The sequence below is a fragment of the Xanthomonas sp. NCPPB 2250 genome, assembly GCF_056725265.1.
In genome coordinates this window covers 3,285,826-3,312,049 of sequence record NZ_CM161520.1, presented here as the reverse complement: position 1 = coordinate 3,312,049, position 26,224 = coordinate 3,285,826, and the positions used below count along the sequence as shown (strand labels likewise).

The window sequence follows — 26,224 nt, the reverse complement described above, 5'->3', positions numbered from 1 at the left end:
GCCTGTGAGACGTCGCCGCTCTAGAATTTCGCGACGGTCGGTGATGCGGAACGAACACCACGAAGCGGTAGTCAGTGTCTTTCCGGATGACCGGGCGACAGGGGGTTGCCCATCAGAGAAAAGGAGTTTCACTTATGTCTGGAACAATGTTCGTAAAGAAACGTCTGTCTACTCTAGTGCGCTTCGGGGTGATGGCAGGCTTGTCCTTGAGTGGCACGCTCCACGCGCAGGCGCTGACCAATGATCCGCTTTCGGCGCAGCAGTGGACGCTCAATGCGATTCGCGCGCCGCAAGCCTGGGCGCTGGCCCCGTCGGGTGGGGAAAAGATCCGTGTGGCGGTGGTTGACACTGGATATTCCGAGCATCCGGATATCAACTGGGCGAAAGATGGCGCTGGTCTCGCGACTTACTGGGATGCGACCGAGACGCTAGATGGCAATGGTGAAGACTCTAGATACATTGGCTCCGGTGCGCATGGAACTCATGTCATGGGTATCGTGGCGGCCCGAACCCGGAATGGTGAGGGTATTGCCGGAGTATGCCCGCAGTGTGAAGTCCTTTCGATCAAGACATCGCTAACCGATGCGAGTATCGCTGACGGTATCCAGGTGGCAGTGCAGTCTGGTGCGCGCGTGATCAACCTCAGTTTTGCCCAGGCAAATATCTCGTGCAGCAGTAGTGGCAATTACAAGCTTACCCGCGCCGCGATTGCCGGCGCGATAGCGGCCGGCGTACCTGTAGTCGCCGCAGCAGGCAACCACAATACGCCCGATATCAAATACGACAACGAGGGAGTGCCAGAATCTCGGGTGGATGTGGCAAATGTCAGTCCAGCGTCCTGTCCCGGGGTGATCTCCGTAGGTGCCTCCCTCGGCACGCCGCAAGAGCCTAATGTGGAAGCTCCGTACAGCAATGGTGGTGCATCGCTGACGTTGACGGCGCCGGGCGGAGGAGCGACCCGAGAAGATGGTGTATTCGGTGCGGGAGAGGGAGCCTGTCCCATTTTGAACAATGTAGGAAACAAGGGCGTCAGCACCAGCAGAGTAGGCGTGATGTCGGCTTGGGCCGAGGGCACTGGTACCCAATGGGTGCATTGCTATCGCTTTCTAAGTGGTACTTCGATGGCAACACCTCATGTTAGTGGCGTCATCGGACTGATGCTCTCAGTCAATCCGTCTTTGAGTCCCGCTCAGATCACAAGCATTCTGCAGGCTTCGGCAGGTCCGATGGTGTGTCCCTCCGGCGGGTGTGGCGCAGGTCTGCTGAACGCCGAAGCCGCCGTCAGTGCCGCACGCAGTGTCGCCGGTCAGGGCATGTCCGCTGGCGCGTGCCGTTACAACGTACCTGGCAAGTCGGGACAGGCGCAGTGCACTCTGGATAGCATGGATGTAGCGCCGGATGGCACCGAGACCGTCACCGCTTACGGCCACGTGTGGAAGTTTGATGCTCAGGGCTTGCCGGTCACGCTTCCTGTGCCGCTCAGTAGCTCTTCGGTTTACGCGGGAGGCAACGGACCGTGTACGACCCAGTTCGTCATGCGTAAAAAGCCCTGCAAGTTTGATACCCGCGCCGAAGTGAACTATCCGGGTGTGGGCTATTTGGAATCCATTACCGCCTATGGCCGTTACTGGAACTTTGACACTAACGGTCAGCCATTCGGCCCGCAGGGTGGAGCGCTGCACGACGTACCGCGATACGCTGCCGCCAATGGGCCGTGTTACCAGAAAACCCAGAGCAATCCTTGCGTGTTCGACACGCGCTCGCTGGTCGTGTTCCCGGAATGGGGCGGGCTGGTCGAGTCGGTCAACGCCTATGGCCAGTACTGGATGTGGGATGCCAACGGCAATCTGCTTGCTTCCGGTCCGTTGCAGAGCGTTGCGCGCTATCAGCAGATCTGCAACTACGGGCCGGCAGGCGAGGCGTGCAAGTTCGACACGCGTGAGCTCAAGAGCAATCGACATGAGGTGATCACCGCCTATGGCCGCTACTTCGAGTTCAATGGCGAGACGCTGATCCAGAACACCGCGCTGGCGGACATGCCGCGGTTCAACTGATTTCATCGTTGCCGGCGTTCTGCTGCAACGATCGGTGAGAGTACGGCAAAGGATCTGCCGTGCTCTCGCTTCTGCCTTTCTAGTTCCGGGTGTCGCCAGCGTTTCAGTCGGTCCGTGCGTACGGCCGTGGCTGCGGTTGTGCGCGGACGATCTGCCAAGTGCGAGGTGTCCGGAGGGACTCAACTCACCGAGCGGGATGCATCTTGAGGTAAGCCCATCTCGACCGATGCCGACGACGGCAGCGCCAGGCACCGCATGATGGAGTGGTACGGTCAATACACCGCACCACTCACAGCGCGTCCAGAAACGCCCGCACCGCCGGCCCGAACCGCGCGAAATCGACCAGGAAGGCATCGTGGCCCTGCGGCGAATCCAGCCCCAGGAACTGCGCCTGTGCGCCGCCGGCGCGCAGGCCGTCGGCGATCTGTTGCTGCTGCTGCACCGGGAACAGGATGTCGGTGTTGGCGCCGATCGCCAGCGCGCGCTCGATCTGGATCGTGGCGATGCCGGCCAGCACGTCGCCGCCGGCGGGTTCGGCCAGGTCGAACCAGTCCATCGAGCGGCTCAGGTACAGATAGCAGTTCGGGTCGAAACGGCGCACGAAGCGGCGGGCGTGGCCTTCCAGGTAGCTCTCGACCTGGAATTCCAGGCCGAACGGATCGTCGTCGGTTTGGTCCGAGTCCAGCCGCACGCGGCCGAAGCGCCCGTCCCATTCCAGCGCCGAACGGTAGGTAATCACGCCGAGCTTGCGCGCCATGCGCATGCCCGACTCGGGATAGGTCGCTTCGTCGTACTCGCCGCCGTTCCAGTTCGGATCCAGGCGGATCGCCTCGCGCTGCAGCGAGCGGATCGCGATCGAGAACGGCAGTGCCTGCGCGCTGCCGGAGATATTGATGTGGCTGCGCGCCAGGCCCGGATGCCGGTGCAGCAGCGCCAGCGCGGTCATGCCGCCCATCGAGTTGCCGATCACACAGGCCAGCTGCGCGATGCCCAGCGCTCGCACCACCTGCGCGGCGGCGTCGGCACCGTCTTCGATCGACAACTCAGGGAAGCGCAGGCGATACGGCTGGCCGTCGTCCGGGTGCGGCGAGGCCGGACCGGTCGAGCCCTTGCAACTGCCCAGCGAGTTCACGCAGATCACGAACCAACGCTGCGTGTCGATCGGCTTGCCCGGGCCGAGCATGCCGTCCCACCAGCCTGGCGTGGGATCGTCGGCATTGGCCGCGGCATGCGCGTCGGGCGAGAGTCCGGTGACGATCAGGACCGCGTTGTTGCGCGCGGCCGACAGCGTGCCCCAGGTTTCGTAGGCGACCCGCGCGCCGTGCAGCTGGCCACCACGTTTCATCGGGAACGGCGAGGGCAGGGCGAGGAAGCGGCTGCCGGGCGGGATGAATTCGGTCATGCCTCGATTCTAGCCGCGCGATTGCGCATCCGGCGTATGCGTGGCGCGAGATGCAGCATGCCGATGGCGATGGCCGCCGCTGGTGCGCAGACGCGGTTCCGGCTTGTACGAATCGTTTTTGCCGCGCCAGAGTGCGGCACAGTCGTTGTCGAGTAGGAGTGGCTTCAGCCGCGACGGCATTGCAGGTAACGCGCGTCGCGGCTGAAGCCGCTCCTACGCGATGCCCCCGCCGTTGCTGTAGGCGCCTCTGGCGGCGGTCGACATCCACCGCGTCTGCACGAGGTTGCAGTGGTCAGGGCTTGCCGATCACCAACTCCACTGGCGCGGTCGCCGGCAGGGTCACTGTCACCGGTGCCGATTCCAGATCGCCGTCCTGGCGCATGGCATTACCGCTGGCCGACAGCCGCGCGACCACCTGCACCTGCTTGAGTTGCGAGAGTTTCTGTGTCGGCATCGGGCTGTCCGCATCGCTCAGCGTCACCCGCAACGGCAGTGACTGCAGCGGATGCTTCTGCACCGCCACCGGCATCGGCGGGCCGTCCGGCACGCGCGCGATCACGAACACGCTGGCGTCGCCGCGCAGGCGCACGCGGGCGGCGAACGCCGGGTCCAGCGACACCGTCACGGTCAGGCCGGCGGTCGCCGGCGCCTTGTCAGGCTGCGCCGTGGCGCCGGCGGTGGACAAGGCGGGCAGGCCGGCCGCACTGCGCGCCGCGTCGATCTGCGGCCGCAGTGCCGCGGCGGTGGCCGCATCCACGCGCGGCAACAGCGCTTCCCAGGTGGCAGCTGCGGCGGCGTCCTGGCCGCGCTGGCGCTGGGCGATGCCGAGGAACCAGGCGCCGCGTTCGCTGCCCGGCGCCAGTTGCAGGGCATGCTGCAGCCAGGCCAGTGCCTGGTCGTCGAACTGTCGTTGCGGGTTGGCCAGCGCACGCGCCTCGGCCGCTTCGATCAGCAACGGCGCCTGTTCCGGCGCCAGGCGCACTGCACGCTCGAACGCGGCCGCGGCCTCGCTGGCGTGCCCCAGCGACAGTTGGCTGCGGCCGAGCAAGGCCCAGCCGTCGGCGCGGTTCGGATCCTTGGCCAGCGCCGCCTGCAGTTGCTTCACGCCGTCCTCCAGCGTGCGCGGTGCCTCGCGGTTCTGCGCCTGCAGCGCGCGCGGGGTGCCGACCAGGGCGTACAGCGCCGCGCTCGCCACGCCCAGCGCCAGCACCGCGACCGCCAGCAATGCGCCGTTGCGGCGGCCGCCGCGGCGCAGCGGCCACAACACGATTGCGAACACCAGCGCCGCCAGCGCCACCGCCGCGGCCGACATGCCCCAACTCAGCATCGCCTCACCATTCCTGTTCGTCCTGCAGCGGCAGCGCGGTCGCCGCGGGCGCGCGCCGCCGTACCATCCGGATCAGCACCAGCGCGCCGCCGGCCAGCAGCAGCAAGGGGCCGAACCACAGCAGCCAGGTGCGCGCTTCCAGTTGCGGCCGGTACAGCACGAACTCGCCGTAGCGATCGACCAGGAACTGCTTGATCTGCGCATCCGACTTGCCCTGGTGCATGAGTTCCAGCACTTCGCGGCGCAGGTCCATGGCGATCTGCGCGTGCGAGTCGGCCAGCGACTGGTTCTGGCATTGCACGCAGCGCAGTTCCGCGGTCAGCGCATGGAAGCGCGCTTCCTCGGCGGCGGAGCGGTAGGCCAGCGGCGTCGGATCGGACACCGGTTCGGCGCCGGCCAGCGCAGACCATGCCAGCAACGCCAGCAGGCCCAGCCGCAGCGCGCGCCGGCCGAGGTTCATGGCGTGGCCTTGCCCTGCGCCCGCGTCGGCGGGGCGTCGCGCTCGGCCTGCTGCAACGCCGGCAGCAGTTCGTCGCGGATGATCGCATCGGTCAGCGGCCCGGCATGCTTCCAGCGCACCACGCCGCGCGCGTCGACCAGGAAGGTCTCCGGCGCCGCGGCCACGCCCCAGTCGATCGCGGTGCGTCCTTCGGGATCGAACAGTACCGCCAGGAACGGATTGCCGAGCTGCTCCAGCCAGCGCAGCGCGTCCTCGCGGGTGTCCTTCCAGTCGTAGCCGATCACCCGCACACGCTTGCTCAGCGCGAAGCGGGTCAGCACCGGGTGTTCCTCGCGGCAGGCCGGGCACCAGCTGCCCCACACGTTGAGCACGTACGGCGCGCCCAGCAACTCGCTGCTGCGCACGCGGATCGAAGCGTCGTGCAGCAGCGGCAGTTCGAACGCCGGCGCCGGCTTGCCGATCAGCGCCGAGGGCAGCGCGTCGCGATCGGCGCTGCCGGAACGCTGCACCGCATACACCATCAACGCCAGCAGGCCGAGGAAGAACAGGGCGCCCAGCAGGATGGCGGGCAGCGGCAGGCGACGTGGAGCGGGAGCGGACATCAGGGGGTCTCCGGGGAACGACGGAAGCGCCGGTCGGCGGCGGTGACGAAACCGCCCAGCGCCATCAGCGCCGCGCCAAGCCAGATCCAGCGCACGAAGGGTTTGACGTGGACGCGCATCGCCCAGGCATTGCCGCCCAGCGGCTCGCCGAGGGCGACGTAGACGTCGCCGAACAGGCCGGGGTGGATGCCGGCTTCGGTCATGTTCTGGCCGCCGCTGGCGTACAGGCGCTTTTCCGGGTGCAGCAGCGCCAGCGGGCGATCGTCGCGCAGCACCTGCACATGCGCGCGTTCGGCCACGTAGTTGGGGCCCTTGCGCTGGTCCAGCCCCTGCAGCTCGAACCGGTAGCGGCCCAGCTCCAGGTGCTGTCCGGGCGCCAGCGCCACTTCGCGCTGCTGCTCCAGCGCCTCGACCAGCAACGCGCCGGCCAGGAACACTGCGATGCCGGTATGGGCCAGGGTCATGCCCAGCATCTCGGCGGTAAAACGGCTGCCCTTGAGCTGCCGCCGGCTCCATACGAAGCGCGCGGTGCCCAGCAGCACCCAGGTCGCGGCGGCGACGCCGGCAGCGGTCTTCCACGCGCCCTGCGGCGCCAGGAAGAAGCCGATCGCGCCGGCCAGCAGGGCCAGCCCGGCCCACGGCGCCAGCAGCGCCAGCGGCCGCGACGCCTGTTCGCGCTGCCAGCGGGTCAGCGGGCCGAACGGCAGCAGCGCCACCAGCGGCGCCATCAGCACGATGAACAAGGTGCCGAAGTAGGGCGGCCCCACCGATAGCTTGCCCAGGTCCAGCGCATCGGCCAGCAGCGGATACAGCGTGCCCAGCAGCACCATGGCGCAGGCGCAGGTCAGCAGCAGGTTGTTGGCCAGCAGCAGGGTCTCGCGCGACGCCGGCGCGAAGCGTTGCCGCGCCTCGTCGGCCGCCACCGCCACGCGGCCGCCGCGCAGCGCGTACAGTAGCAGCGCGCCGCCGCACAGCAGGCTCAGGAACACCAGGATGAACAGGCCGCGGGCCGGATCGGCGGCAAAGGAGTGCACGCTGGTCAGCACGCCCGAGCGGACCAGGAAGGTGCCCAGCAGCGACAGCGAGAACGCGGCGATCGCCAGCAACAGGGTCCAGGTGCCGAAGCTGCCGCGCTTCTCTGTCACGGCCTGCGAATGCAGCAACGCCGCGCCGGCCAGCCACGGCATGAAGCTGGCGTTCTCCACCGGGTCCCAGAACCACCAGCCGCCCCAGCCCAGTTCGTAGTACGCCCACCAGCTGCCGAGGGCGATGCCGATGGTCAAAAAGCCCCAGGCCACGTTGGTCCACGGCCGCGTCCAGCGCAGCCAGCGCGCGTCCACCTGGCCGTCCAGCAGCGCGGCGATGGCGAAGGCGAACGGCACCGCGAAGCCGACATAGCCGGCGTACAGCAGCGGCGGATGGATCACCAGGCCGGGATCCTGCAGCAGCGGATTGAGATCGCGTCCTTCCAGCGGCGCCGGCAGCAGCCGCGCGAACGGGTTGGAGGTGAACAGCAGGAACGCCAGGAAGCCCACGCTGACCAGCGCCAGGGTGCCGATCACCCGCGCTACCACCGGGGCCGGCAGGCGCCGCGAGTACAGCGCGACCGCGCCGGTCCACAGCGCCAGGATCAGCGTCCACAGCAGCAGCGAGCCCTCGTGCGCCCCCCACACCGCCGAGTAGCGGTACACCAGCGGCAGCAGCGAATTGGAGTTCTCGGCGACGTAGGCCACCGAGAAGTCCTGGGTCACGAACGCATGGGTGAGGATCGCGAAGGCGCCGGCCACCAAGGCCAGCTGCGCGAACGCCGCCGGCCGCGCCACCGCCATCCAGCGCGCGTCGCCGCGCTGCGCGCCGGCCAGCGGCAGCAGCGCCTGCAGCACGGCGGTGAGCAGGGCGAGGATCAGCAGGAGCTGACCGACCTCAGGCAGCATGCGGCCGGGACTCGGGACCCGGGACCCGGGACCCGGAAGAGCGCGTAGGCGAGGTCTGTAGGTTGGTCGCGGAGCGGGGCGGGATGCGTGCGAAGCAAAAACGGACCGTGCCAGTTCCGATGCGTGGATGCGCTGCCAAGTTGCAGATGTCGCGCAACCGCTTTCCCGGGTCCCGGGTCCCGGGTCCCGAGTCCCGGCTGTTCGGGTCCCGCGCTGTCCGAGCCGTCACTGCGCCACCCCCACATCATGCTTGCGATGCGCGCTGCCCATCTTGTCCGCCAGTTCCTTCGGCATGTAGGTCTCGTCGTGCTTGGCCAGCACGTCCTCGGCGACGAACACGCCATCGCGCATGCTGCCGGTGGCCACCACCGCCTGGCCCTCGCGGAACAGGTCGGGCAGGATCCGGTCGTAGCGCACGGTCAGTTGCGCATCGCCGTCGGTGACCCGGAAATGCGACTGCAGTGACCCCGGGGCGCGCTGGAACGAGCCTTTCTCGACCATGCCGCCGAGGCGGAAGCGCGCGTGCGCGCCGGTCTTGCCGGCCAGCACCTCGGCCGGGGTGTACAGGTAGGCGGTGTTGCGCTGCAGGGCCATCGCCACCAGCGTGGTGGTCAGGCCGGCGGCCAGCACCAGCAGCATCAGCCACAGCAGGCGACGCTTGCGCTGCGGGTTCATCGGCTCAGCTCCAGCGGCGGCGTCGGTTCGGCCTTGGCCTGGCGCTTGCGTTGTGCGCGCAGCCGTGCCGCCCGCAGCGCATTGCGCACCTGCAGCCGCGCCAGCACGAAATCGGCGAGCAGCACGCCGGCGAACACTGCATAGGCACCGACCACATACGGCAGGTAGTTCATCCGCGTGCCTCCGCCAGGTGCGTCACCCAGTCCTTGCCGGCCTCGCGGCGCAGGTTGTCGGCACGCGCGCGCGCCAGCAGCGAGCCGGCGAACCAGAACTTGGTCGCGGCCACCATCAGCCACAGCGGCGGCAGCATGCTCGGGTCCATGCTGGACTGGCCGAACAGGCGGATGGTCTGGCCCTGGTGCAGCGAGTTCCACCACACCACCGAATAGCGGATCACCGGCAGCAGCACCACGCCGACGATGGCCAGCAACCCGGCCGCGCGTGCGGCGGTGCGCCGGTCCTCGATCGCCAGGTACAGGCCCATCACGCCGATGTACAGGAACAACAGGATCAGCTCGGTGGTCAGGCGCGGGTCCCAGTCCCACCAGGCGCCCCACATCGGCTTGCCCCAGATGCTGCCGGTCAGCAGGGTGATCAGGGTGAAGGCGGCACCGATCGGCGCGCAGGCCATCGCCAGGATCTCGCACAGCTTGATCCGCCAGACCTGGGCGATGGCCGCGTACACGGCCATCAGGCCGAACACGAACAGGCTCATCCAGGCGCTGGGCACATGGATATAGAGGATGCGGAAGGCGTCGCTCTGCAGGCGGTCGGCCGGGACCACGAACAGGGCCTGCCAGATGCCCACGCCGGCCAGCAGCAGCGCCGCCAGGTAGCACCACGGAGTCCAGCGCGCAGCGAAGCGATCGAAGGTTGGCGGCGAACCGAGTTGGTGGAACCAGCGGACGAGAGAGGCCATGCGAACGATTCTAGCTGGCGGAAGGCGGGCTTCGATGCGACAACATTCGATGCGACAACGACGGAACGGCGAGGGAGCACTGCGCTGGCATGGTACGGCCGCCGCCGCGCCGGCGCTGCGCCAACGGCTCAGCTCAGCGAGATGCGGATCGCCGCGGCCGCCGCCAACGGCGCCAGCACCAGGCCCGCGACCAGGCCCGCGGCCAGCAACAGCAGGCCGCCGGCCGGATCAAGGCCCTGCGCCGCCGCCGCCACGCTGCCGGCGCCGAACACCAGCACCGGCACGTACAGCGGCAGGGCCAGCAGCGCGACCAGGATGCCGGCGCGCTTCATGCCCACCGTCAGCGCCGCGACCACCGCGCCGAGCAGGCTCAGCAGCGGGGTCCCCAGCGCCAACGATGCCAGCAGCACCGGCATGCGGTCATGTGGCAGGTGCAGCAATTCGCCGAGCAGCGGCGCGGCCACGATCAGCGGCAACGCGGTGGTGACCCAGTGCAGCAGCACCCGCACCAGCACCAGCCAGGCCAGCGGCACCGGCGCCAGCAGCCATTGCTCCAGCGAGCCGTCCTCGGCGTCGCTGCGGAACAGGCTGTCCAGCGCCAGCAGGCCGGCCAGCAGCACCGCCAGCCACAGCGCGGCGCCGGCCACCTCGCCGAGCAGGCGCGGCTGGTTGCCCAGCGCCAGCGCGAACAGGGCCACGATCAACAGGGCGAACAGCGCCGGCTGCAGCGCGTCGCCGCGACGCCGCCACAGCAGGCGCAGGTCGCGCAGCAGCAGCGCACGGGTGGCCTGCCAGAGGGAAGGAACGGGCGTGGCCAGGCTCATGCGGCGACTCCGCTCAAGGTCAGCATGCGGGTGCGCACCGGTGGCGCGGCATAGGCGCCATGGGTGGTGACCAGGGCCGCGCCGCCGCTGCGCAGGTGCGCGGCGATCATGCGGTTGACCAGGGTGATGCCGTCCAGGTCGAGGTTGGCGTAGGGCTCGTCGAGCAGCCATAGCGGCGCCGGCGACAGCCACATCCGCGCCAGCGCCAGGCGCTTCTTCTGCCCGGCCGACAACTGCCGCACCAGGGTGTCCTCGTAGCCGGCCAGGCCGACGATTGCCAGCGCGCTGCCGGGCATCTGCTTGGCCCGGCGCCCCTGCAGGCCGCACAGGTAGTGCAGGTTCTCCAGGGTGCTCAGGTCGGCCTTCAGCGCGCCCAGGTGGCCCAGGTAGGCCATGAAGCGGGCGCGGTCGCCACGCCGCACCGGGTGGCCGTCGATCTCGATGCGCCCGGCCTCGGCGCGCAGCAGGCCGACCAGCACCCGCAGCAGGGTGGTCTTGCCGGCGCCGTTGTCGCCCTGCACCAGCAGCGCTTCGCCGGCATCCAGATGGAAGTCCAGCGGACCGAACACCGCCGCGTCGTCGCGGGCGAACGTGAGCCCGTGCGCGGCCAGCAGCGGCGGCGGGGTGTACAGCGGATCGGTCATCGGCGAAGGCCGCGGCGGATGGCGCGGCGGCGGGCGGCAAGGGAAGGCGCGCATTGTATCGGCATGCGGGCGTCCGGCGGATGCCGGCGGCGGCCACACGCGGCGATGCGCATGCGCTGCGTCAGTGGCGCGGCGGCGGTATGGCGCATCGCCGGCAAGCGGCTTTGCGTACACTCGGCGTTTTCCCGCTGCCCGCAGATCCCCCCATGCATCCGCAGACCAAGCTGCCCAAGGTGGGCACCACCATCTTCACCGTGATGTCGCAACTGGCCGCCGAGCACGGCGCGGTCAACCTGGGCCAGGGCTTTCCCGATTTCCCGGTGCCGCCGCGGCTGATCGAGGCGCTGGCCCGCGCCATGCGCGACGGCCACAACCAGTACCCGCCGATGACCGGCGTGCCGGCGCTGCGCCAGGCGATCGCCGAGAAGGCGCTGCGCTGCTACGGCGCCCAGGTCGATGCCGACACCGAGGTCACCGTCACCAGCGGCGCCACCGAGGCGCTGTTCAACGCCATCCACGCCGTGGTGCGCCCGGGCGAGGAGGTGATCGTGCTGGATCCGGCCTACGACAGCTACGAGCCGGCGATCGACCTGGCCGGCGCGCGTGCGGTGCACGTGCCGCTGGACCCGCACACGTTCGCGGTGGACTGGGAGCGCGTACGTGCGGCGATCACCCCGCGCACCCGCCTGCTGATGCTCAACAGCCCGCACAACCCGTCCGGGGCCATGTTCGGCGCCGACGATCTGCAGGCGGTGGCCGACCTGCTGCGCGGCAGCGACATCTTCCTGATCTCCGACGAGGTCTACGAGCACATCGTGTTCGACGGCCGCCGCCACGAGTCGGTGCTGCGCTGGCCGGAGTTGCGCGAACGCGCCTTCGTCGTCTCCAGCTTCGGCAAGACCTATCACTGCACCGGCTGGAAGATCGGCTACGCGATCGCGCCGCCGGCGCTCAGCGCCGAGTTCCGCAAGGTCCACCAGTACAACACCTTCGCCAGCTTCGGCCCGGCCCAGCACGCCTTCGCCGCGATGATCCGCGAGGAGCCCGAGCACGACGAGCAGCTCGGCGCGTTCTACCAGGCCAAGCGCGACCGTTTCCGTGAGCAGTTGCTGGGCACCCGGCTGAAGCCGCTGCCGGTGCCCGGCGGCTACTTCCAGCTGGTGGACTATTCGGCGGTCAGCGACCTGCCCGATACCGAGTTCGTGAAGTGGCTGACCATCGAGAAGGGCGTGGCGGCGATCCCGCTGTCGCCGTTCTACCAGGACCCGCCGCCCGCCCAGCGCCTGGCGCGGCTGTGCTTCGCCAAGAACGAGGCGACGCTGGATGCGGCGATCGAGCGACTTCGCGCGCTGTAGCGCGCGAAGTCGCCGGGATTGGGGATTCGGGAATGGGGAATGGTGAAAACTCGCCGATGCGCTTAGCCTTTACCCATTCCCTATTCTCCTTTCCCGATTCCCTGCTATGAACGATCTGAGGATCTCGTTGGTCCAGGGCGACACCCGCTGGCACGATCCGGCCGGCAACCGCGCGCACTACGGCGAGCTGCTGGCGCCGCTGGCCGGCGTTACCGACCTGGTGATCCTGCCGGAGACCTTCACCAGCGGCTTCTCCAACGACGCGCTGGCGCAGGCCGAGGACATGGACGGGCCGACCGTGGCGTGGATCCGCGAGCAGGCGGCACGGCTGGGCGCGGCGGTGACCGGCAGCGTGCAGTTGCGCGTGCCCGGCGGCGATGGCGAGGCCAAGGTGTTCAACCGCCTGCTGTGGGCCACGCCGGACGGCGCATTGCAGCATTACGACAAGCGCCATTTGTTCCGCTATGGCAACGAACACCTGCGCTACGCCGCCGGGCGCGCGCGCCTGTGCGTGGAGTGGAAGGGCTGGCGGATCAATCCGCAGGTCTGCTACGACCTGCGCTTCCCGGTGTTCTGCCGCAATCGCTACGACGTCGAGCGCCCGGGACAGCTGGATTTCGACCTGCAGCTGTTCGTCGCCAACTGGCCGTCGGCGCGGGCCTATGCCTGGCGCACGCTGCTGCGCGCCCGCGCGATCGAGAACCTGTGCTTCGTGGCCGCGGTCAACCGCGTCGGCGTGGACGGCAACGAGCTGCACTATGCCGGCGACAGCGCGGTGATCGATTTCCTCGGCCAGCCGCAACTGGAGATCCGCGAGCGCGAGCAGGTCGCCACCACCACGATCTCCGCCGCCGCGCTGGCCGCGCACCGCGCGCGCTTCCCGGCCATGCTCGATGCGGATGCCTTCAGCCTCGACGACTAGTGGGGGAGAAGTGGCTGCTGCCGGGGTCGCCGCAACGTGCCTGGCGTGGCTGGAAACGCGGGTGCCTCTGATGGCGAAAGCACGCGTTCCGTAGGAGCGGCTTCAGCCGCGATGGGCCTTCCCGGGAAAGCCCATCGCGGCTGAAGCCGCTCCTACAAGACAAGCTGGATCTGGCTTGATCGTGGCGAGCGCCGGCGCGGCGACGTATCCCGGCTGAGCCGCGGCCTCCGTCATGGACCTGTCCTTGGTTGGCGCCGCGCCCCGCCTGCCCATCGACCGGACTGCAACTCGTCCTGGCGTCTGGCCGACGCGAGTGGAAATGCCTGCTGAACGCCCGCGCGACACCCGCGCAACCTTGTCGCGGCCGCGACAAACCCATTGCTACCCTCGCGCCTTGTCCACCCACCCGGAATGCCCACATGATCAAGTCGCTCTCTCTGCTCGCACTGCTGGGTGCGGCCGCGCTCGCGCCGCAGGCCCAGGCCGCCGGCAACATCGATTGCAAGCTGTCCTTCAACCTGTCGGGCTGGTCGGTGTTCTACAAGACCGCCAAGGGCACCGGCACCATCACCTGCAACGACGGCGCGGTGATCCCGGTCAAGATCAGCAGCAAGGGCGGTGGCCTGACGGTCGGCAAGTCGAAGATCGTCGGTGGCCGCGGCACCTTCACCGGCGCCTATAGCCTCAACGATCTGTTCGGCACCTACGCCGCAGCCGAAGCGCATGCCGGCGTGGTCAAGTCCAGCACCGCGCAGGTCGTCACCAAGGGCGATATCTCGCTGGCCCTGGCCGGCACCGGCGAAGGCGTCGATCTGGGCGTCAACGTCGGTAACTTCGTGATCGAGCGCCGCAAGTAAGAGGCTGCGTTCCGCCCTGACCCTGCGTTGCAGCCAGGGCGGAGACGACGCAACAAAACATCCAGGCGCGGTGCGCCTGGATTTTTTTCGGTCAAAGGTTTCTCTCGGCAACTCGGCCGGAAGTCCGCCGTGCGGCGGAGATGCGATGCGACCCGGCAAACCGCGCCCTACGCCAGGGCGCGTTTCGCGCTGGTGCGCGCTTACTGCTGCGCGAACACCCAGGCCAACTGGCCACGTACCGGCTCGGGCGTCGCCAGCGCCTGGCGGTACAGGGTCCGCGCCGTCCAGCAGGCGTCCTCGTCGCTGGCCTTGGCGATCTCCGGCAGCACCCGCATCAGGCGCTGCTGCTGGTCGGCGGGCAGCGACTTGACCAGGGTGCCCATCGCCGCCTGGATCTGCTCCTGGCTCACCGGCTGCGCCGGGGTCTTGTTCAACTCCGCGTCGGTGGCCTTCAGCGAGACGTCGAACCAGCGGTCGATCTGCGCCTGCGGCAGCTTTTCCAGGCCCGACAGCATCGCCGCGCTCAGCGCCTGCGCATCGTTGGGGTTGCCGCCGCGCGCCAGCACGGCGCACTGCGGTACGTCGACCTTGTCGCTGACCTGCGACAGGATCTGCAGGCGCTGTTCCAGCGTGGCGTGGTCCAGTCGCGCGATGCCGTTCTGCGCCAGTTGGAAGCCGGCCTGCTGCGCCTGCGGGCCGCTCTGCTTGAGCAGCGCCACGTAGCGCGGATCGTTGGCCAGCTTGCGCAGCATGCGATCGAACGGCGCGTGCAGCGGCGAACTGGCCGGGTAGGGGTTCTGCGCTGCGGCGATCTCTTCCTGGGCCTTCTGCTGCGCCTTCTGGCAGGCGCCGAGGCTCAGTACGCCGGCGATCAGCAGCGGCAGGGCGATCTTCATCTTCCGTGTCATCGGGAATTCCTGGTCGGTGAGGGCGGCCACCCGCGGCGGCCGCCAGATGCGCCAGGATATCGGCTTCGTCCGCGCAGGGCGAACGGCGCAACGGCGGGTGGGCTGGTGTCGCCACGCCCTTGTCGTCCGAGCCTGCGCGACGCTGTCGGGCGCCGTCTGGGCGGCAGCCAACGCGCACGGCAATCTCCCTTGGGCGCCGGCGTTCCCGGCGCTTATCATCCGCGACTCCCTCCGCGCGCGAGATCGTCCGCATGACCTCCGGAATGCTTGTTGGCCTTCTCGCGCTTGGCGTCGGCGCGTCGTCTCCGGCCGTATCGCAGCAGGCAGGCGTCGTCGACGCGGTCGTCCAGCACCTGGACCTGACCTCGTTCCCCAACTCGGTCGGCCCCCGCCGCCTGCCGGGGAAGACGACGTTCGCGGACTATGGTTTCGTGGATGTCACCAAAACCGCCCATGGCGCGCGCCTGCTCGAGGCCGACAAGGGCTGGATGATGCGCTTCGAGGTGCTGTCGGCCGATGCCACGTCCGTGCGTCTGTGCTTCCATGACACGGGATTGGCCAGGCCCGGCGCGACACAGGCCCCCAGCTACGACGCAACCTCGGCGTTGCTCGTCTCCACAGCGTCTCAGGGCAAGTGGACCGCCAAGCAGATCCCGGCGGGGTTTGCGGACTGCAGGAACGCGCCTGCCGGCGCCTGAGTGCACGGGCGGCCGCGCTGCGGGCCGTCGCACCTGCGTGAGGGGGCTGCCGCAGCCTGACGGCGCGCGCCGTCCCCGTTGTCGATAGCGTCCCCATAAAAAAAACAGGGCGCCGCTTGCGCAGGCGCCCTGTCGGGTGCGGGGCGGGCCGGCGCGTACCGCGCCGGCGTCCTCCTCAGCCGCCGCGCGGACCGCGGTTGCCGCCGCCACCGGGCCGGCCACCGCCACCCGGGCGGCCACCGGCCGGGCGATTGCCGCCGCCGGGGCGTCCGCCCGGACCCGGGCCGCGCTTCTGGCCGCCGGCCGGGCGCGCTGCGCGCGGCGCGGCGCCGTAGGGGTTGAAGCCGGGGGTGGCGTGATCGGACGGGAAGCTCGGCGCGTTGCCCGGATGCCCGTAGGGGTGCGCCTTGCGCTGCTGGCCCTGACCCGGGCCGCGGCCCTGGCCGGCGCCCGCACCAGCACCGGCCGGACGCGGCTTGGCGTAGGGACGCCCCTGGCCTTGCCCCTGACCCTGACCACGACCGCCGGGACCGGCGTTGCGGTGGCCGGTCGGGCCGGTGCTGACGCCATCGGGCACGTACCAGGTGCGGAACGCGGCGGGGTTGCCGTCCGGCAGCGGCTTGGGGCCCTTCGGCGTGCGCTGCTTGAACGGCTTCTGCGATTGCTTGGCGGCCATTTCGCCGCTCACGGTCAGGCCGCCGTGCGGCTTCTTGCCGCCGCGGCCGCGGCCGCGGTCTTCGCGGAAGGTGTCGAAGCGGCGCAGCTCGCGGCCTTCGTCGGCGGTGTTGTGGCCGTTGACGTAGGCATTGCCACCGCGGCCGACCTGCACGGTGGCCTTGGCCGCCTTGCGCTGGCCGATCACCGGCTGCAGGGTCAGCGCCGACGGGGTGCCTTCCTCCAGCTTCAGCTCGGCGCGCAGCGCCTCGACCTTGTCCTGCGCCAGCTCCATCGAATGCCCGCGCAGCAGTTCGCGCGGCAGCGCGATCTTGCCGTAGCGGGTGCGCTTGAGCCGGCTGACCTGGCAGCCCTGCGATTCCCACAGGCGCCGCACTTCGCGGTTGCGGCCTTCCTTGACCACCACCCGGAACCAGTCGTGCGAGTCGGTGCCGCCGATGCGTTCGATCTCGTCGAACTTGGCGCCGCCGTCCTCCAGCAGCACGCCGCGCGAGAGCCGCTCGATCATGCTGTCGGGCACGGTCTCTTCGCCTTCCGGGGCGCGCACGCGCACCACGTACTCGCGCTCGATCTCGTAGGAGGGGTGCATCATCGCGTTGGCCAGCTCGCCGTCGGTGGTGAGCAGCAGCAGGCCGGTGGTGTTGATGTCCAGGCGGCCGATCGCGATCCAGCGTGCGCCCTTCAGCGCCGGCAGCGCCTCGAAGATGGTCGGGCGGCCTTCGGGATCTTCGCGCGTGGTCACTTCGCCTTCGGGCTTGTTGTAGATCAGTACGCGAGACGGCTCGGTCAGCGCGCTGGCGACGAAGCTGCGGCCGTCCAGCTCGATCTTGTCGCCGCTGCGGATCGACATGCCGGTCTGCGCGACCTCGCCGTTGACCTTGACCAGGCCGTCGGCGATGCGCTGTTCCAGCGCCCGGCGCGAGCCCAGCCCGGCCTGGGCCAGGACCTTGTGCAGGCGTTCTTCCAGTTTCGGCTGCTCGGCGGCAGCGGCGTCGCGCTTGAGCGAGAGCTTGTTCAACGACAGCTTGCGGGAGGTGTCACTCATTTACTTGGCTCCGGCCGGCGCGTTGCGCGTCGGCCTGTGGTTCGGAATCGGCATCGTCAACAGCCACGGTCGTCGTCGCGACGGCGTTGTCTTCGGCTTCGTTCGCATCCGCCGCGCGCTCTCCCGGCGCGGCTTCGGGTTCGCCCGTCGGGGCGGTCGTGGAATCCGTGGCCGCCGGCGCGTGGGCGTCGTCGGTCGCGGGGGTGTGCGGTGTTGCGGTGTCGCGTGCTTCTGCGTTTGCGTCGTCGTCGTCGGCCGCGTCTGCCTGCGCCGTCGCGGCAGGCTCGGCGGGTTCGCCGGCGGCCGCGGCCTGCGCCGTGGTGTCGCCCTGGTTGCCCTGATCGGCGGCGTCGCCCGGTGCGGCGTCGGCCTGGGCCATGTCGCCGACCGGCAGCGCGTCGCGGTCCAGCGGCAGCTGCGGTTCCAGTTCGCCGATGTCCTTGAGTTCGGACAGCGGCGGCAGTTCGTCCAGGCGCTTGAGCCCGAAATAGTCCAGGAACGTCTTGGTGGTGCCGAACAGCGCCGGCTTGCCCGGCACGTCGCGGTGCCCGACCACGCGGATCCACTCGCGCTCTTCCAGCGCCTGGATGATGTTGCTGCTGACCGCCACGCCGCGCACCTGCTCGATCTCGCCGCGGGTGATCGGCTGCCGGTAGGCGATCAGCGCCAGGGTCTCCAGCGTGGCGCGGGTGTAGCGGGTCTTGCGCTCGGTCCACAGCCGCGCCACCCAGGCATGCACGTCGCTGCGCACCTGGTAGCGGAACCCGGAGGCGACTTCGACCAGTTCCACACCGCGGCCCTCGCAGGCTTCGCGCAGCAGTTCCAGCGCGCGCTCGATGCTGCCCGGCGGCGCGGGTTCCTCCTCCGGGAACAGGCCGTGCAACTGCGCCAGCGGCAACGGCTGGTTGGCGGCGAGCAGGGCGGCCTCGACGATGCGGTTGATCAGCGCTTGATCCATGCGGGGGCGGGTTCTCGGTGGCTCAGGTGGTGGCGTCGGCGGCGTCGCTGTCGTCGAACTCGCTGTTGAACTGCAGCGGCGCGTTGGTGTTGCCCAGTGCCAGCGACTTGACGTAGATCGGCGGCATCGGCGGCCGCTCGGCGGCCTCGGCGGGGACGTGCGCCAGCGGTTCCTGGACGATGTCCAGCAACTGCTCCTTGGCCAGTTCCAGCAGCGCCAGGAAGGTGACCAGCACGCCCAGCTTGCCTTCCTCGGCACTGAACAGCGATTCGAAACGGTGGAACTTGCCGTCGTCCAGACGGCCCAGCACGTCGCCCATGCGCTGGCGCACGCTCAGCGCCTCGCGCTTGATCGCGTGGCCGCTGAACAGCTCGGCGCGCTTGAGCACGTCGTACAGCGCCAGCAGCATTTCCTTCAACTCCACCGGCGGCGGCAGCTTGACCGCGGCACGGTCCGGCACATGGGCGTGCACCGGGGTGGTGTCGCGGTCCTGCCGCGGCAGCGCGTCGATGTCCTCGGCCGCCTGCTTGAAGCGTTCGTACTCCTGCAAGCGGCGGACCAGTTCGGCGCGCGGGTCCACTTCCTCGCCGTCCTCGGCCGGCGGCCGCGGCAGCAGCATCCGCGACTTGATCTCGGCCAGGATCGCGGCCATCACCAGGTATTCGGCCGCCAGTTCGAAGCGCAGCTCCTGCATCACGTTGATGTAGTCCACGTACTGCCGGGTGATCTCGGCGACGGGGATGTCCAGGATGTCCAGGTTCTGCCGGCGGATCAGGTACAGCAGCAGGTCCAGCGGGCCTTCGAACGCATCCAGGATCACTTCCAGCGCATCCGGCGGGATGTACAGATCCTGCGGGATCTGCAGGACCGGCTGCCCATGCACGACCGCCAGCGGCATTTCCTGCTGCTGTGGCGGGGTCGTCTGGGTTGGCGGGTTCGCGTCGAGCGCGAGTTCGGAAGTCATCGGTTGGACATCGGTGTTGCGGTAGCGAAGGGCCGGGCAGGCGCGACCCGGCGCGGCTCCTTGCCGGCAGTGCTGCGGTTCAATGGCGCGTCGTCCCCGCAACGCGCTCGGTACTTCAACAAGACACACGACGCACGCCACGCGTGTCGTGGCGGCGGGAACTGCAGAGGAGGACGTCTGCGCGGGCGGTGTCAGGCAGCGAATCGGTCGTCGGAAGGGGCTTGGGGTCGCCGATCACCGACGGGCCGCTGCATCCGGCCGCGTGCAATACGACCAAGGGTAATGCGCCGGCGGGGTCGGTGTCCAGCGCCGCCGTGCCGGGCCAGGTTCTACAATGGCAGGTCTTTGGATAGGCAACGAGGGCGGAGACGCGATGTGGTACGTGATCGAGGGGTACGACGTGGCCGATGCGCTGCCGCGGCGGGCGGCGGCGCGGCCGGCGCATCTGCAGCGGCTGACCGCATTGCAGGAGGCCGGGCGGCTGCTGCTGGCCGGGCCGTGCCCGGCGATCGACGCCGAGGATCCGGGTCCGGCCGGCTTCAGCGGCAGCCTGGTGGTGGCCGCGTTCGACTCGCTGGCCGAGGCGCGGGCCTGGGCCGAGGCCGATCCGTATGTCGATGCCGGCGTCTACGCCCGGGTCGAGGTGCGGCCGTTCCGCAAGGTGCTGCCATGAGCCAGGTCGGCGCCGAGCGGGTGGCGCGGATCCGCGCCGCGCTGGAGGCGGCGTTCGCGCCGCAGGCGCTGGAGGTCGAGGACGACAGCCATCGCCATGCCGGCCATGCCGGCGCGCGCGACGGCCGCGGGCATTTCAATGTACGGGTGGTCAGTCCGGCCTTCGCCGGCATGGCGCCGCTGGCCCGCCACCGTGCCGTCTACGCGGCGCTGGGCGAGATGATCCAGACCGATATCCACGCGCTGTCGATCCGCGCCGAGGTGCCGGGCACGGGCGGCTGACACCCGCCGGCGACGGTTGCCGCCGGTCCAAACAGGGGTGTGCACCCCGGGGAAAATCGGAATCTGCACCTGGATTATGCTGCATTGCGGCACGATTCCGACCGGTTTCTCATTATTCAAGTGACTGAAAAATAAGACGTTTATTGTAAAAATAACAAAGGGCTTCTGCCTCGCGCTGAAAACGATTACAGTCCGCGCCAGTTTCTCAAGGTCTCTGCCGCGGAGGGCGGCACGATGGCGAAGAGCGCGGTTACCATCAAAGACGTCGCACGCGAGGCCCGGGTTTCCGTGGCCACCGTGTCGCGTGCGCTCAATGGCCACGAGAACGTGGCCGCACCGGTGCGGACCCTGGTGCTGGAAGTGGCCGAGCGCCTGCGCTACAGCCCGCATGCGGCGGCGCGCAGCCTCAGCAGCCGCCGCACCCAGACCCTGGGCGTGGTGCTGCCCGACCTGTACGGCGAATTCTTCTCCGAACTGATCCGCGGCATCGACGGCGCCGCCCGCGCGCGCCGCCAGCACCTGCTGGTGTCCAGCTACCACGGCGACCCGGAAGAGCAGGGGCGGGCGCTGCGGGCGATGCGCGGCCGCGTCGACGGCCTGCTGGTGCTGTCGCCGTATGCCGAGCGCCCGGGCTTTCTCACCGACAACCTGCCGCAGGCGTTGCCGACGGTGTTGATCAACACCCACCTGCCGGGCACCGAATATCCGGTGCTGAGCATCGACGACCACGCCGGCGCGGTGGCGATGACCGAGCACCTGCTGGCGATGGGGCATCGCCGCATCGCCTTCATCGGCGGTCCGGAACTGAACTTCGACGCGCGCGAACGCCTGCGCGGCTTCCGCGACGCCATCGCACGCCATGCCGGCGAAGCGCATGGCCAGGAGTTCCCGGGCGACTTCGACGAAGCCTCCGGCTATCGCGCCGGACAGGCGATGCTGCAGGCCGGCACGTTGCCCGATGCGGTGTTCGCCGCCAACGACATGACCGCGCTCGGCTGCCTCTACGCCTTCACCCAGAGCGGCGTGCGCGTGCCCAACGACATCGCGTTGGCCGGCTTCGACGACATTCCGCTGGCGCGTTTCGTTCACCCATCCCTCACCACCATGCGCGTCAGCATCGCCGGGCTTGGTGAGCAGGCGATGCATCGCCTCCTGCAATTGATCGATCGGCCCGACGCGGACGACCGGCAGCGGCAGACCCTGGTTCCTACGTTGGTCGTGCGCGATTCCAGCACGGCCCGTTCCTGATGCGACGCACTCTTCTGCGCCGCATCGCTTGTTCCACTTCGTTCCATCGAAGCACCACGCACCACCCATAACGAGCATCACGTCTTCCTGGAGGGAAAACCCCACATGCAACACACCCCGCACTCCGCCCGGCCCACGCGCAAGCTGTTGAGCTGCGCCCTCGCCAGTTGCCTGCTGCTGGGCGCCGCGCCGGCATTCGCGCAGAGCACCGGCGCCACCATCCGCGGCCAGGTCAAGGTCGATTCGGCGCCGGCCGCGTCCGCGCAGGTCACCGCCACCAACCTGGCCACCGGTCTGAGCCGCAGCGTGCAGACCAGCAACGGCACCTATTCGGTCGGCGGCCTGCCGCCGGGTTCCTACCGCATCGACGTCACCGCCGACGGCAAGACCACCTCGCAGAACGTCACCGTGCAGGTCGGCCAGACCGCCACCCTGGATCTGGGCGTGGGCGGCGAAGCGGCCACCGCCAACGGGCAGGGCGCGACCACGCTCGACGCGGTGCAGGTGCAGGCGCCGCCGGTGCTGGTGGAAACCCGCACCTCGGAGAACGCCACCTACATTTCCAACGTGCAGATCGAGAAGCTGCCGCAGGCCACGCGCAACTTCCTTGAGCTGGCCGACAGCGTGCCGAGCGTGCAGTTCCAGCGCGACGCCAAGGGCAACACCACGGTGCGCTCCGGCGCGACCTCGGCCAACGGCACCAACGTCTACATCGACGGCATCAGCCAGAAGAACTACGTGCTGACCGGCGGCGTCAGCGGCCAGGATTCCAGCCGCGGCAACCCGTTCCCGCAGTCGGCGATCGGCGAGTACAAGGTCATCACCTCCAACTACAAGGCCGAGTTCGACCAGGTCAGCAGCGCGGCGATCGTCGCCTCGACCAAGTCCGGCACCAACGATTTCCACGGCAGCTTCTTCTGGGATACGACCAACGACGACTGGCGCGCCGAAAGCCCGCTGGAGCGCAAGGCCGGCCAGCGCGACGACTTCTCCGAGACCCAGTACGGCGCCACCTTCAGCGGCCCGATCCTCAAGGACCGCGCGCACTTCTTCGTGGCCTACGAGGCCAAGGAATACACCACGCCGAACACGGTGATTCCGGGCGGCATCTACGCCGACCGCGTCGACCAGTTGCCGGCGCAGCTGCAGCCGCTCGTCGCCACCTACAGCACCCCGTTCAAGGAAGACCTGTACTTCGGCAAGATCGACTGGACCCTGGGCGACAACAACCTGTTCGAGCTGACCGGCAAGTACCGCAAGGAAGACGAGCTGTCGGACATCGGCGACACCACCACCTATCAGCACGGCAGCAGCAACGGGCAGAAGGAAAAGCGCGCCAACCTGCGCTGGCAGTACAGCGGTGAGGCCTTCCTCAACGATCTGAACCTGAGCTACGAGAGCGCGTTCTGGACCCAGACCCCGCTCACCGACGGCAGCGGCTACGTGCTGTCCTACGTGCCGCAGGCCGGCAACGAGACCACCATCCTCAGCGCCGGCGCCGGCAGCAGCTTCCAGAACAAGGGCCAGAAGGGCTGGACCCTGCAGGACGACCTGACCCTCAACAGCCTCGACTGGCACGGCAGCCACACCATCAAGATGGGTCTGAAGTACAAGGACATCCAGCTCGATTCGACCCAGATCAATCCGGCCAATCCGCAGTACTACTACAACATCCTCAGCGATGTCGGCACGCCGTACCGGGTGCGCTTCGGCGACACCGGCGACGGCGGTTCGGTGCAGTCGCAGAACAAGCAGTATGGCATCTACCTGCAGGACGACTGGGAGGTCAACGAGCACCTGACCCTGAACCTGGGCGTGCGCTACGACTACGAGAAGACCCCGTCGTTCCTCGACTTCGTCACCCCGGCCGACGTCGCCAGCGCGCTGCTGAACTGGCGCAACCTGGACAACGCCAACTACGACATCGCCAACTACATCAGCACCGGCAACAACCGCAAGGCGTTCAAGGATGCCTGGCAGCCGCGCCTGGGCTTCTCCTACGACCTGTTCGGCGACCAGGCGCACGTGATCTACGGCGGTGCCGGCCGTGCGTACGACCGCAACCTGTTCGACTACCTGGCGCTGGAGCAGCTCAACAACAACTTCCGCTCCTACAGCTACTACTTCAGTAGTGCCAACACGCCGTGCCTCGGCCAGCCGTGCGTGGCATGGGATCCGAGCTATGCGACCCAGGCCGGCCTGAACGGGCTGGCGGCCTCCAACACCGGCGGCGCCGGCGGCGGCCGCGAGGTCTACCTGATCGACAACAACATCAAGGTGCCGTACTCCGACCAGTTCAGCCTGGGCATGCGCAACATGGTGCATTTCTGGGGCAACGACTGGTACACGGACGTGACCCTGAGCCGCATCGTCAGCGAGGACGGCTTCGTGTTCCTGCGCGGCAACCGCCGTGCCGACGGTTCGTTCTTCCTGCCCGGCACCACCTCCGGCGTGCCCACCGATTCGCCCAACGGCTACAGCGCGATCGTGCTCGGCACCAACGGCCTGAAGACGCGCAACAACCAGCTGGCGCTGAAGCTGGACAAGCCCTACGACAAGGAGTCCGGTTGGGGCCTGACCGTGGCCTACACCTTCTCCGACGCGAAGGAGAACCGCCAGTACGGCGAGCACTATGCGCTGGACCAGCCGTCGATGGCCGGCTACGGCTGGCGTGAGGCCGGCGGCATCCCGAAGAACCGCCTGGTGGTCACCGGCATCTACGATCTGCCGTACGACGTCACCCTGTCGGCCAAGCTGTCGCTGGCCAGCCAGACCCCGCGCTACGGCACCAACTGCCTGGCGGGCAACGACCAGTGCTATATCATTCAGTACAAGCCGGACGCCACGCTGGGCTACAAGGAATTCAGCCTGGCGGCGAACAAGGAATGGGATACCGGGTCGGGCATCAAGTTCAACGTGCGCGCCGATGTCATCAACCTGTTCAACTGGACCAACTACGCGGACTACAACACCGCAACCGGAACGTACGCCGATCTGAATACGGCGTTCGGTACGCCGAACGGCGTGCTCGCCTCGCCGATGCGGACGTTCAAGCTGTCGTTCGGCTTGAACTGGTAAGCAAGGCCGCCGCGGCTCCCGTGCACCGGGGGCCGCGGCGATGCGGAAGTGGGGTATTTTTTGCGTGCGTGTAAACGATTTCACGGGGGGCACGATGAAGAAGCAGCGCAGGTTCATCAGGTTTTCGTTGATGGTGATGGCAGCAGGGGTGCTGCTGACGGCGTGTAAGAAGGTCGAGGAGCCGAAGGCGGTGGAGAAGAAGCCGGTGCAGGTGATCCTGGTCGAGGCGGAACTGCCGCCAAAACCGCTGAAGCCCGAGCTGCCACAGCTGTTCAGCGACATCGAGCGGCGCACTTTCCAGTTCTTCTGGGATACCACCAACGACACCAATGGCCTGACCCCCGACCGCTTCCCGTCGCGTCCCTTCGCCAGCATCGCGTCGGTGGGGTTCTCGCTGACGGCGTATCCCATCGGCATCGAGAACGGCTGGATCAGCCGGACCCAGGCGGTGGATCGCACCCTGACCACGCTGAAGTTCTTCCGCGATGCGCCGGTCGGCCCGCAGCGCACCGGCAAGGCCGGCTACAAGGGCTTCTATTACCACTTCCTGGACATGCAGAACGGCCACCGTTACGACAGCTGGGTGGAGCTGTCGAGCGTGGATACCGCGCTGCTGATGATGGGCGTGCTGTTCGCGCAGTCGTACTACGACGGCGACGACCCGCGCGAGAAGGAGATCCGCGAGATCGCCGACACGCTGTACAGGCGCGTGGACTGGACCTGGCTGCAGCAGCGCGATCCGCTGATCTCGATGGGCTGGTTCCCTGAAAGCGGCTTCATCAGCCACGACTGGATGGGCTACAACGAAGCGATGATGCTGTACGTGCTGGCCTTGGGGTCGCCCACCCATGCGGTGAGCCCGGATGCGTGGACGGTGTGGACCCGCACCTACAACAACGACTGGGGCGTGTACTACGGCCAGGAATACCTGTCGTTCGGGCCGATGTTCGCGCACCAGTACAGCCACGTCTGGATCGACTTCCGCGACATCCAGGACCAGTACATGCGCGAGCGCGGCATCGACTACTTCCTCAACAGCCGCCGCGCGGTGCTGGCGCAGCGCGAGTACGCCATCGCCAATCCGATGAAGTGGAAGGACTACGGCGAGAACGTGTGGGGCCTGACCGCCAGCGACGGGCCGCAGAACACCGAGCAGGAGTATCGCGGCGAACAACGCCAGTTCCGCCACTATTCCTCGCGCGGCGCCGGTCTGCGCGAGAACTTCGACGACGGCACCATCGCGCCGACCGCGGCGGTGGCCTCGCTGGTGTTCGCGCCGGAAGTGGTGATTCCGGCCACCGAGGAGATGCACAAGCGCTACGGCGACTTCATCTACTCCAGCTATGGCTTCCTGGATTCGTTCAACCCCAGCTTCAACTACGATATCCCGCTGAAGACCGGGCGCGTCGTGCCCGGACGCGGCTGGGTCTCCAGCGACTACATCGGCATCGACCAGGGCCCGATCCTGACCATGATCGCCAACTACCGCAACGAGTTCGTCTGGAACGTGATGAAGAAGAACAAGTACATCCGCACCGGACTGGAGCGCGCCGGCTTCAGCGGCGGCTGGCTCACTCCGGAGGGCGAGGCGCAGCCGGTGCCGAAGAAGGACGAGCAGGCCGCCGCGGCGCGGGCGATCGGCATCGCCGAATCGCGCGCCGCCGCCGCGCAGGCGCAACAGAACCCCGACCAGCGCCAGCCGCAGAAGCCCGAATGAGCGC

General features: G+C 68.5%; 24 protein-coding genes. 10 read left to right on the top strand and 14 right to left on the bottom strand.

Features of this window, described 5'->3' with window-relative positions; all coding sequences use genetic code 11:
• Positions 1–134: 134 nt before the first annotated feature.
• The gene (locus tag AC1PMG_RS13175; RefSeq protein ID WP_481109173.1) at positions 135–2,054 is read left to right on the top strand and encodes a S8 family peptidase; all 1,920 of its coding nucleotides are present in this window, start codon (positions 135–137) and stop codon (positions 2,052–2,054) included.
• A 289-nt stretch (positions 2,055–2,343) separates the two neighbouring features.
• Here the strand turns inward: AC1PMG_RS13175 and metX are convergent, their stop codons facing one another.
• From metX to ccmA, 10 genes are all read right to left on the bottom strand, one after another.
• Positions 2,344–3,456, bottom strand: a complete 1,113-nt coding sequence (metX, locus tag AC1PMG_RS13170; RefSeq protein ID WP_481109172.1) for a homoserine O-acetyltransferase MetX — start codon at positions 3,454–3,456, stop codon at positions 2,344–2,346.
• A 292-nt stretch (positions 3,457–3,748) separates the two neighbouring features.
• Entirely contained in the window at positions 3,749–4,783 is a 1,035-nt protein-coding gene (locus tag AC1PMG_RS13165; RefSeq protein ID WP_481109171.1) for a tetratricopeptide repeat protein, read from the bottom strand.
• 4 nt (positions 4,784–4,787) lie between these two features.
• The gene (locus tag AC1PMG_RS13160) at positions 4,788–5,243 is read right to left on the bottom strand and encodes a cytochrome c-type biogenesis protein (RefSeq protein ID WP_481109170.1); all 456 of its coding nucleotides are present in this window, start codon (positions 5,241–5,243) and stop codon (positions 4,788–4,790) included.
• Positions 5,240–5,845, bottom strand: a complete 606-nt coding sequence (locus AC1PMG_RS13155; protein ID WP_481109169.1) for a DsbE family thiol:disulfide interchange protein — start codon at positions 5,843–5,845, stop codon at positions 5,240–5,242. Before AC1PMG_RS13155 ends, AC1PMG_RS13160 begins: the two co-directional genes overlap by 4 nt.
• Positions 5,845–7,779 (bottom strand): heme lyase CcmF/NrfE family subunit, encoded by a 1,935-nt coding sequence (locus AC1PMG_RS13150; RefSeq protein ID WP_481109168.1) that lies wholly within the window; start codon positions 7,777–7,779, stop codon positions 5,845–5,847. The genes AC1PMG_RS13155 and AC1PMG_RS13150 overlap by 1 nt, the downstream gene beginning before the upstream one ends.
• Positions 7,780–8,004: 225 nt before the next feature.
• Positions 8,005–8,454, bottom strand: coding sequence for a cytochrome c maturation protein CcmE (gene ccmE, locus AC1PMG_RS13145; RefSeq protein ID WP_481109167.1), 450 nt, complete (start codon positions 8,452–8,454; stop codon positions 8,005–8,007).
• Positions 8,451–8,627, bottom strand: a complete 177-nt coding sequence (locus tag AC1PMG_RS13140; RefSeq protein WP_481109166.1) for a heme exporter protein CcmD — start codon at positions 8,625–8,627, stop codon at positions 8,451–8,453. Before AC1PMG_RS13140 ends, ccmE begins: the two co-directional genes overlap by 4 nt.
• Complete coding sequence (gene ccmC, locus AC1PMG_RS13135) at positions 8,624–9,373, bottom strand: heme ABC transporter permease CcmC (RefSeq protein WP_481109165.1); 750 nt, start codon at positions 9,371–9,373, stop codon at positions 8,624–8,626. The genes AC1PMG_RS13140 and ccmC overlap by 4 nt, the downstream gene beginning before the upstream one ends.
• Before the next feature lie 128 nt (positions 9,374–9,501).
• Positions 9,502–10,197: a heme exporter protein CcmB gene (gene ccmB, locus AC1PMG_RS13130; RefSeq protein ID WP_017907306.1), complete on the bottom strand. Its 696-nt coding sequence runs from the start codon at positions 10,195–10,197 to the stop codon at positions 9,502–9,504.
• Positions 10,194–10,841, bottom strand: a complete 648-nt coding sequence (ccmA, locus tag AC1PMG_RS13125) for a heme ABC exporter ATP-binding protein CcmA (protein ID WP_010343781.1) — start codon at positions 10,839–10,841, stop codon at positions 10,194–10,196. Before ccmA ends, ccmB begins: the two co-directional genes overlap by 4 nt.
• A 206-nt stretch (positions 10,842–11,047) precedes the next feature.
• Here ccmA and AC1PMG_RS13120 point away from each other — a divergent pair, with 206 nt between their 5' ends.
• The 3 genes from AC1PMG_RS13120 (at position 11,048) to AC1PMG_RS13110 (ending at position 13,975) form a co-directional block, all read left to right on the top strand.
• Complete coding sequence (locus tag AC1PMG_RS13120; RefSeq protein WP_481109164.1) at positions 11,048–12,196, top strand: pyridoxal phosphate-dependent aminotransferase; 1,149 nt, start codon at positions 11,048–11,050, stop codon at positions 12,194–12,196.
• 106 nt (positions 12,197–12,302) lie between these two features.
• On the top strand, positions 12,303–13,118 hold the full coding sequence (locus AC1PMG_RS13115; protein WP_481109163.1) for an amidohydrolase: 816 nt from the start codon (positions 12,303–12,305) through the stop codon (positions 13,116–13,118).
• Between the two features lie 419 nt (positions 13,119–13,537).
• Positions 13,538–13,975, top strand: a complete 438-nt coding sequence (locus AC1PMG_RS13110; protein ID WP_017914143.1) for a hypothetical protein — start codon at positions 13,538–13,540, stop codon at positions 13,973–13,975.
• 200 nt (positions 13,976–14,175) lie between these two features.
• Here AC1PMG_RS13110 and AC1PMG_RS13105 read toward each other — a convergent pair whose 3' ends face one another.
• On the bottom strand, positions 14,176–14,871 hold the full coding sequence (locus AC1PMG_RS13105) for a hypothetical protein (RefSeq protein ID WP_043095602.1): 696 nt from the start codon (positions 14,869–14,871) through the stop codon (positions 14,176–14,178).
• Positions 14,872–15,134: 263 nt separating this feature from the next.
• Here AC1PMG_RS13105 and AC1PMG_RS13100 point away from each other — a divergent pair, with 263 nt between their 5' ends.
• Entirely contained in the window at positions 15,135–15,581 is a 447-nt protein-coding gene (locus AC1PMG_RS13100; RefSeq protein WP_481109162.1) for a pesticin immunity protein, read from the top strand.
• A 175-nt stretch (positions 15,582–15,756) separates the two neighbouring features.
• Here the strand turns inward: AC1PMG_RS13100 and AC1PMG_RS13095 are convergent, their stop codons facing one another.
• From AC1PMG_RS13095 to AC1PMG_RS13085, 3 genes are read right to left on the bottom strand one after another with little or no spacing between them, the layout of a single operon-like run.
• Complete coding sequence (locus AC1PMG_RS13095; RefSeq protein ID WP_481109161.1) at positions 15,757–17,301, bottom strand: pseudouridine synthase; 1,545 nt, start codon at positions 17,299–17,301, stop codon at positions 15,757–15,759.
• Positions 17,294–18,259, bottom strand: coding sequence for an SMC-Scp complex subunit ScpB (gene scpB, locus AC1PMG_RS13090; RefSeq protein WP_481109160.1), 966 nt, complete (start codon positions 18,257–18,259; stop codon positions 17,294–17,296). The genes AC1PMG_RS13095 and scpB overlap by 8 nt, the downstream gene beginning before the upstream one ends.
• 22 nt (positions 18,260–18,281) lie before the next feature.
• Positions 18,282–19,223, bottom strand: coding sequence for a segregation and condensation protein A (locus tag AC1PMG_RS13085; RefSeq protein ID WP_150410986.1), 942 nt, complete (start codon positions 19,221–19,223; stop codon positions 18,282–18,284).
• Positions 19,224–19,596: 373 nt separating this feature from the next.
• Here AC1PMG_RS13085 and AC1PMG_RS13080 point away from each other — a divergent pair, with 373 nt between their 5' ends.
• From AC1PMG_RS13080 to AC1PMG_RS13060, 5 genes are all read left to right on the top strand, one after another.
• On the top strand, positions 19,597–19,896 hold the full coding sequence (locus AC1PMG_RS13080) for a YciI family protein (protein WP_017909689.1): 300 nt from the start codon (positions 19,597–19,599) through the stop codon (positions 19,894–19,896).
• Entirely contained in the window at positions 19,893–20,177 is a 285-nt protein-coding gene (locus tag AC1PMG_RS13075) for a BolA family protein (protein ID WP_481109159.1), read from the top strand. Before AC1PMG_RS13080 ends, AC1PMG_RS13075 begins: the two co-directional genes overlap by 4 nt.
• A gap of 234 nt (positions 20,178–20,411) precedes the next feature.
• Complete coding sequence (locus AC1PMG_RS13070) at positions 20,412–21,425, top strand: LacI family DNA-binding transcriptional regulator (protein ID WP_152237423.1); 1,014 nt, start codon at positions 20,412–20,414, stop codon at positions 21,423–21,425.
• A gap of 105 nt (positions 21,426–21,530) precedes the next feature.
• Complete coding sequence (locus AC1PMG_RS13065) at positions 21,531–24,503, top strand: TonB-dependent receptor (RefSeq protein WP_481109158.1); 2,973 nt, start codon at positions 21,531–21,533, stop codon at positions 24,501–24,503.
• A 130-nt stretch (positions 24,504–24,633) separates the two neighbouring features.
• Positions 24,634–26,220, top strand: a complete 1,587-nt coding sequence (locus AC1PMG_RS13060) for a glucoamylase family protein (RefSeq protein WP_407136839.1) — start codon at positions 24,634–24,636, stop codon at positions 26,218–26,220.
• Positions 26,221–26,224 lie beyond the last annotated feature (4 nt).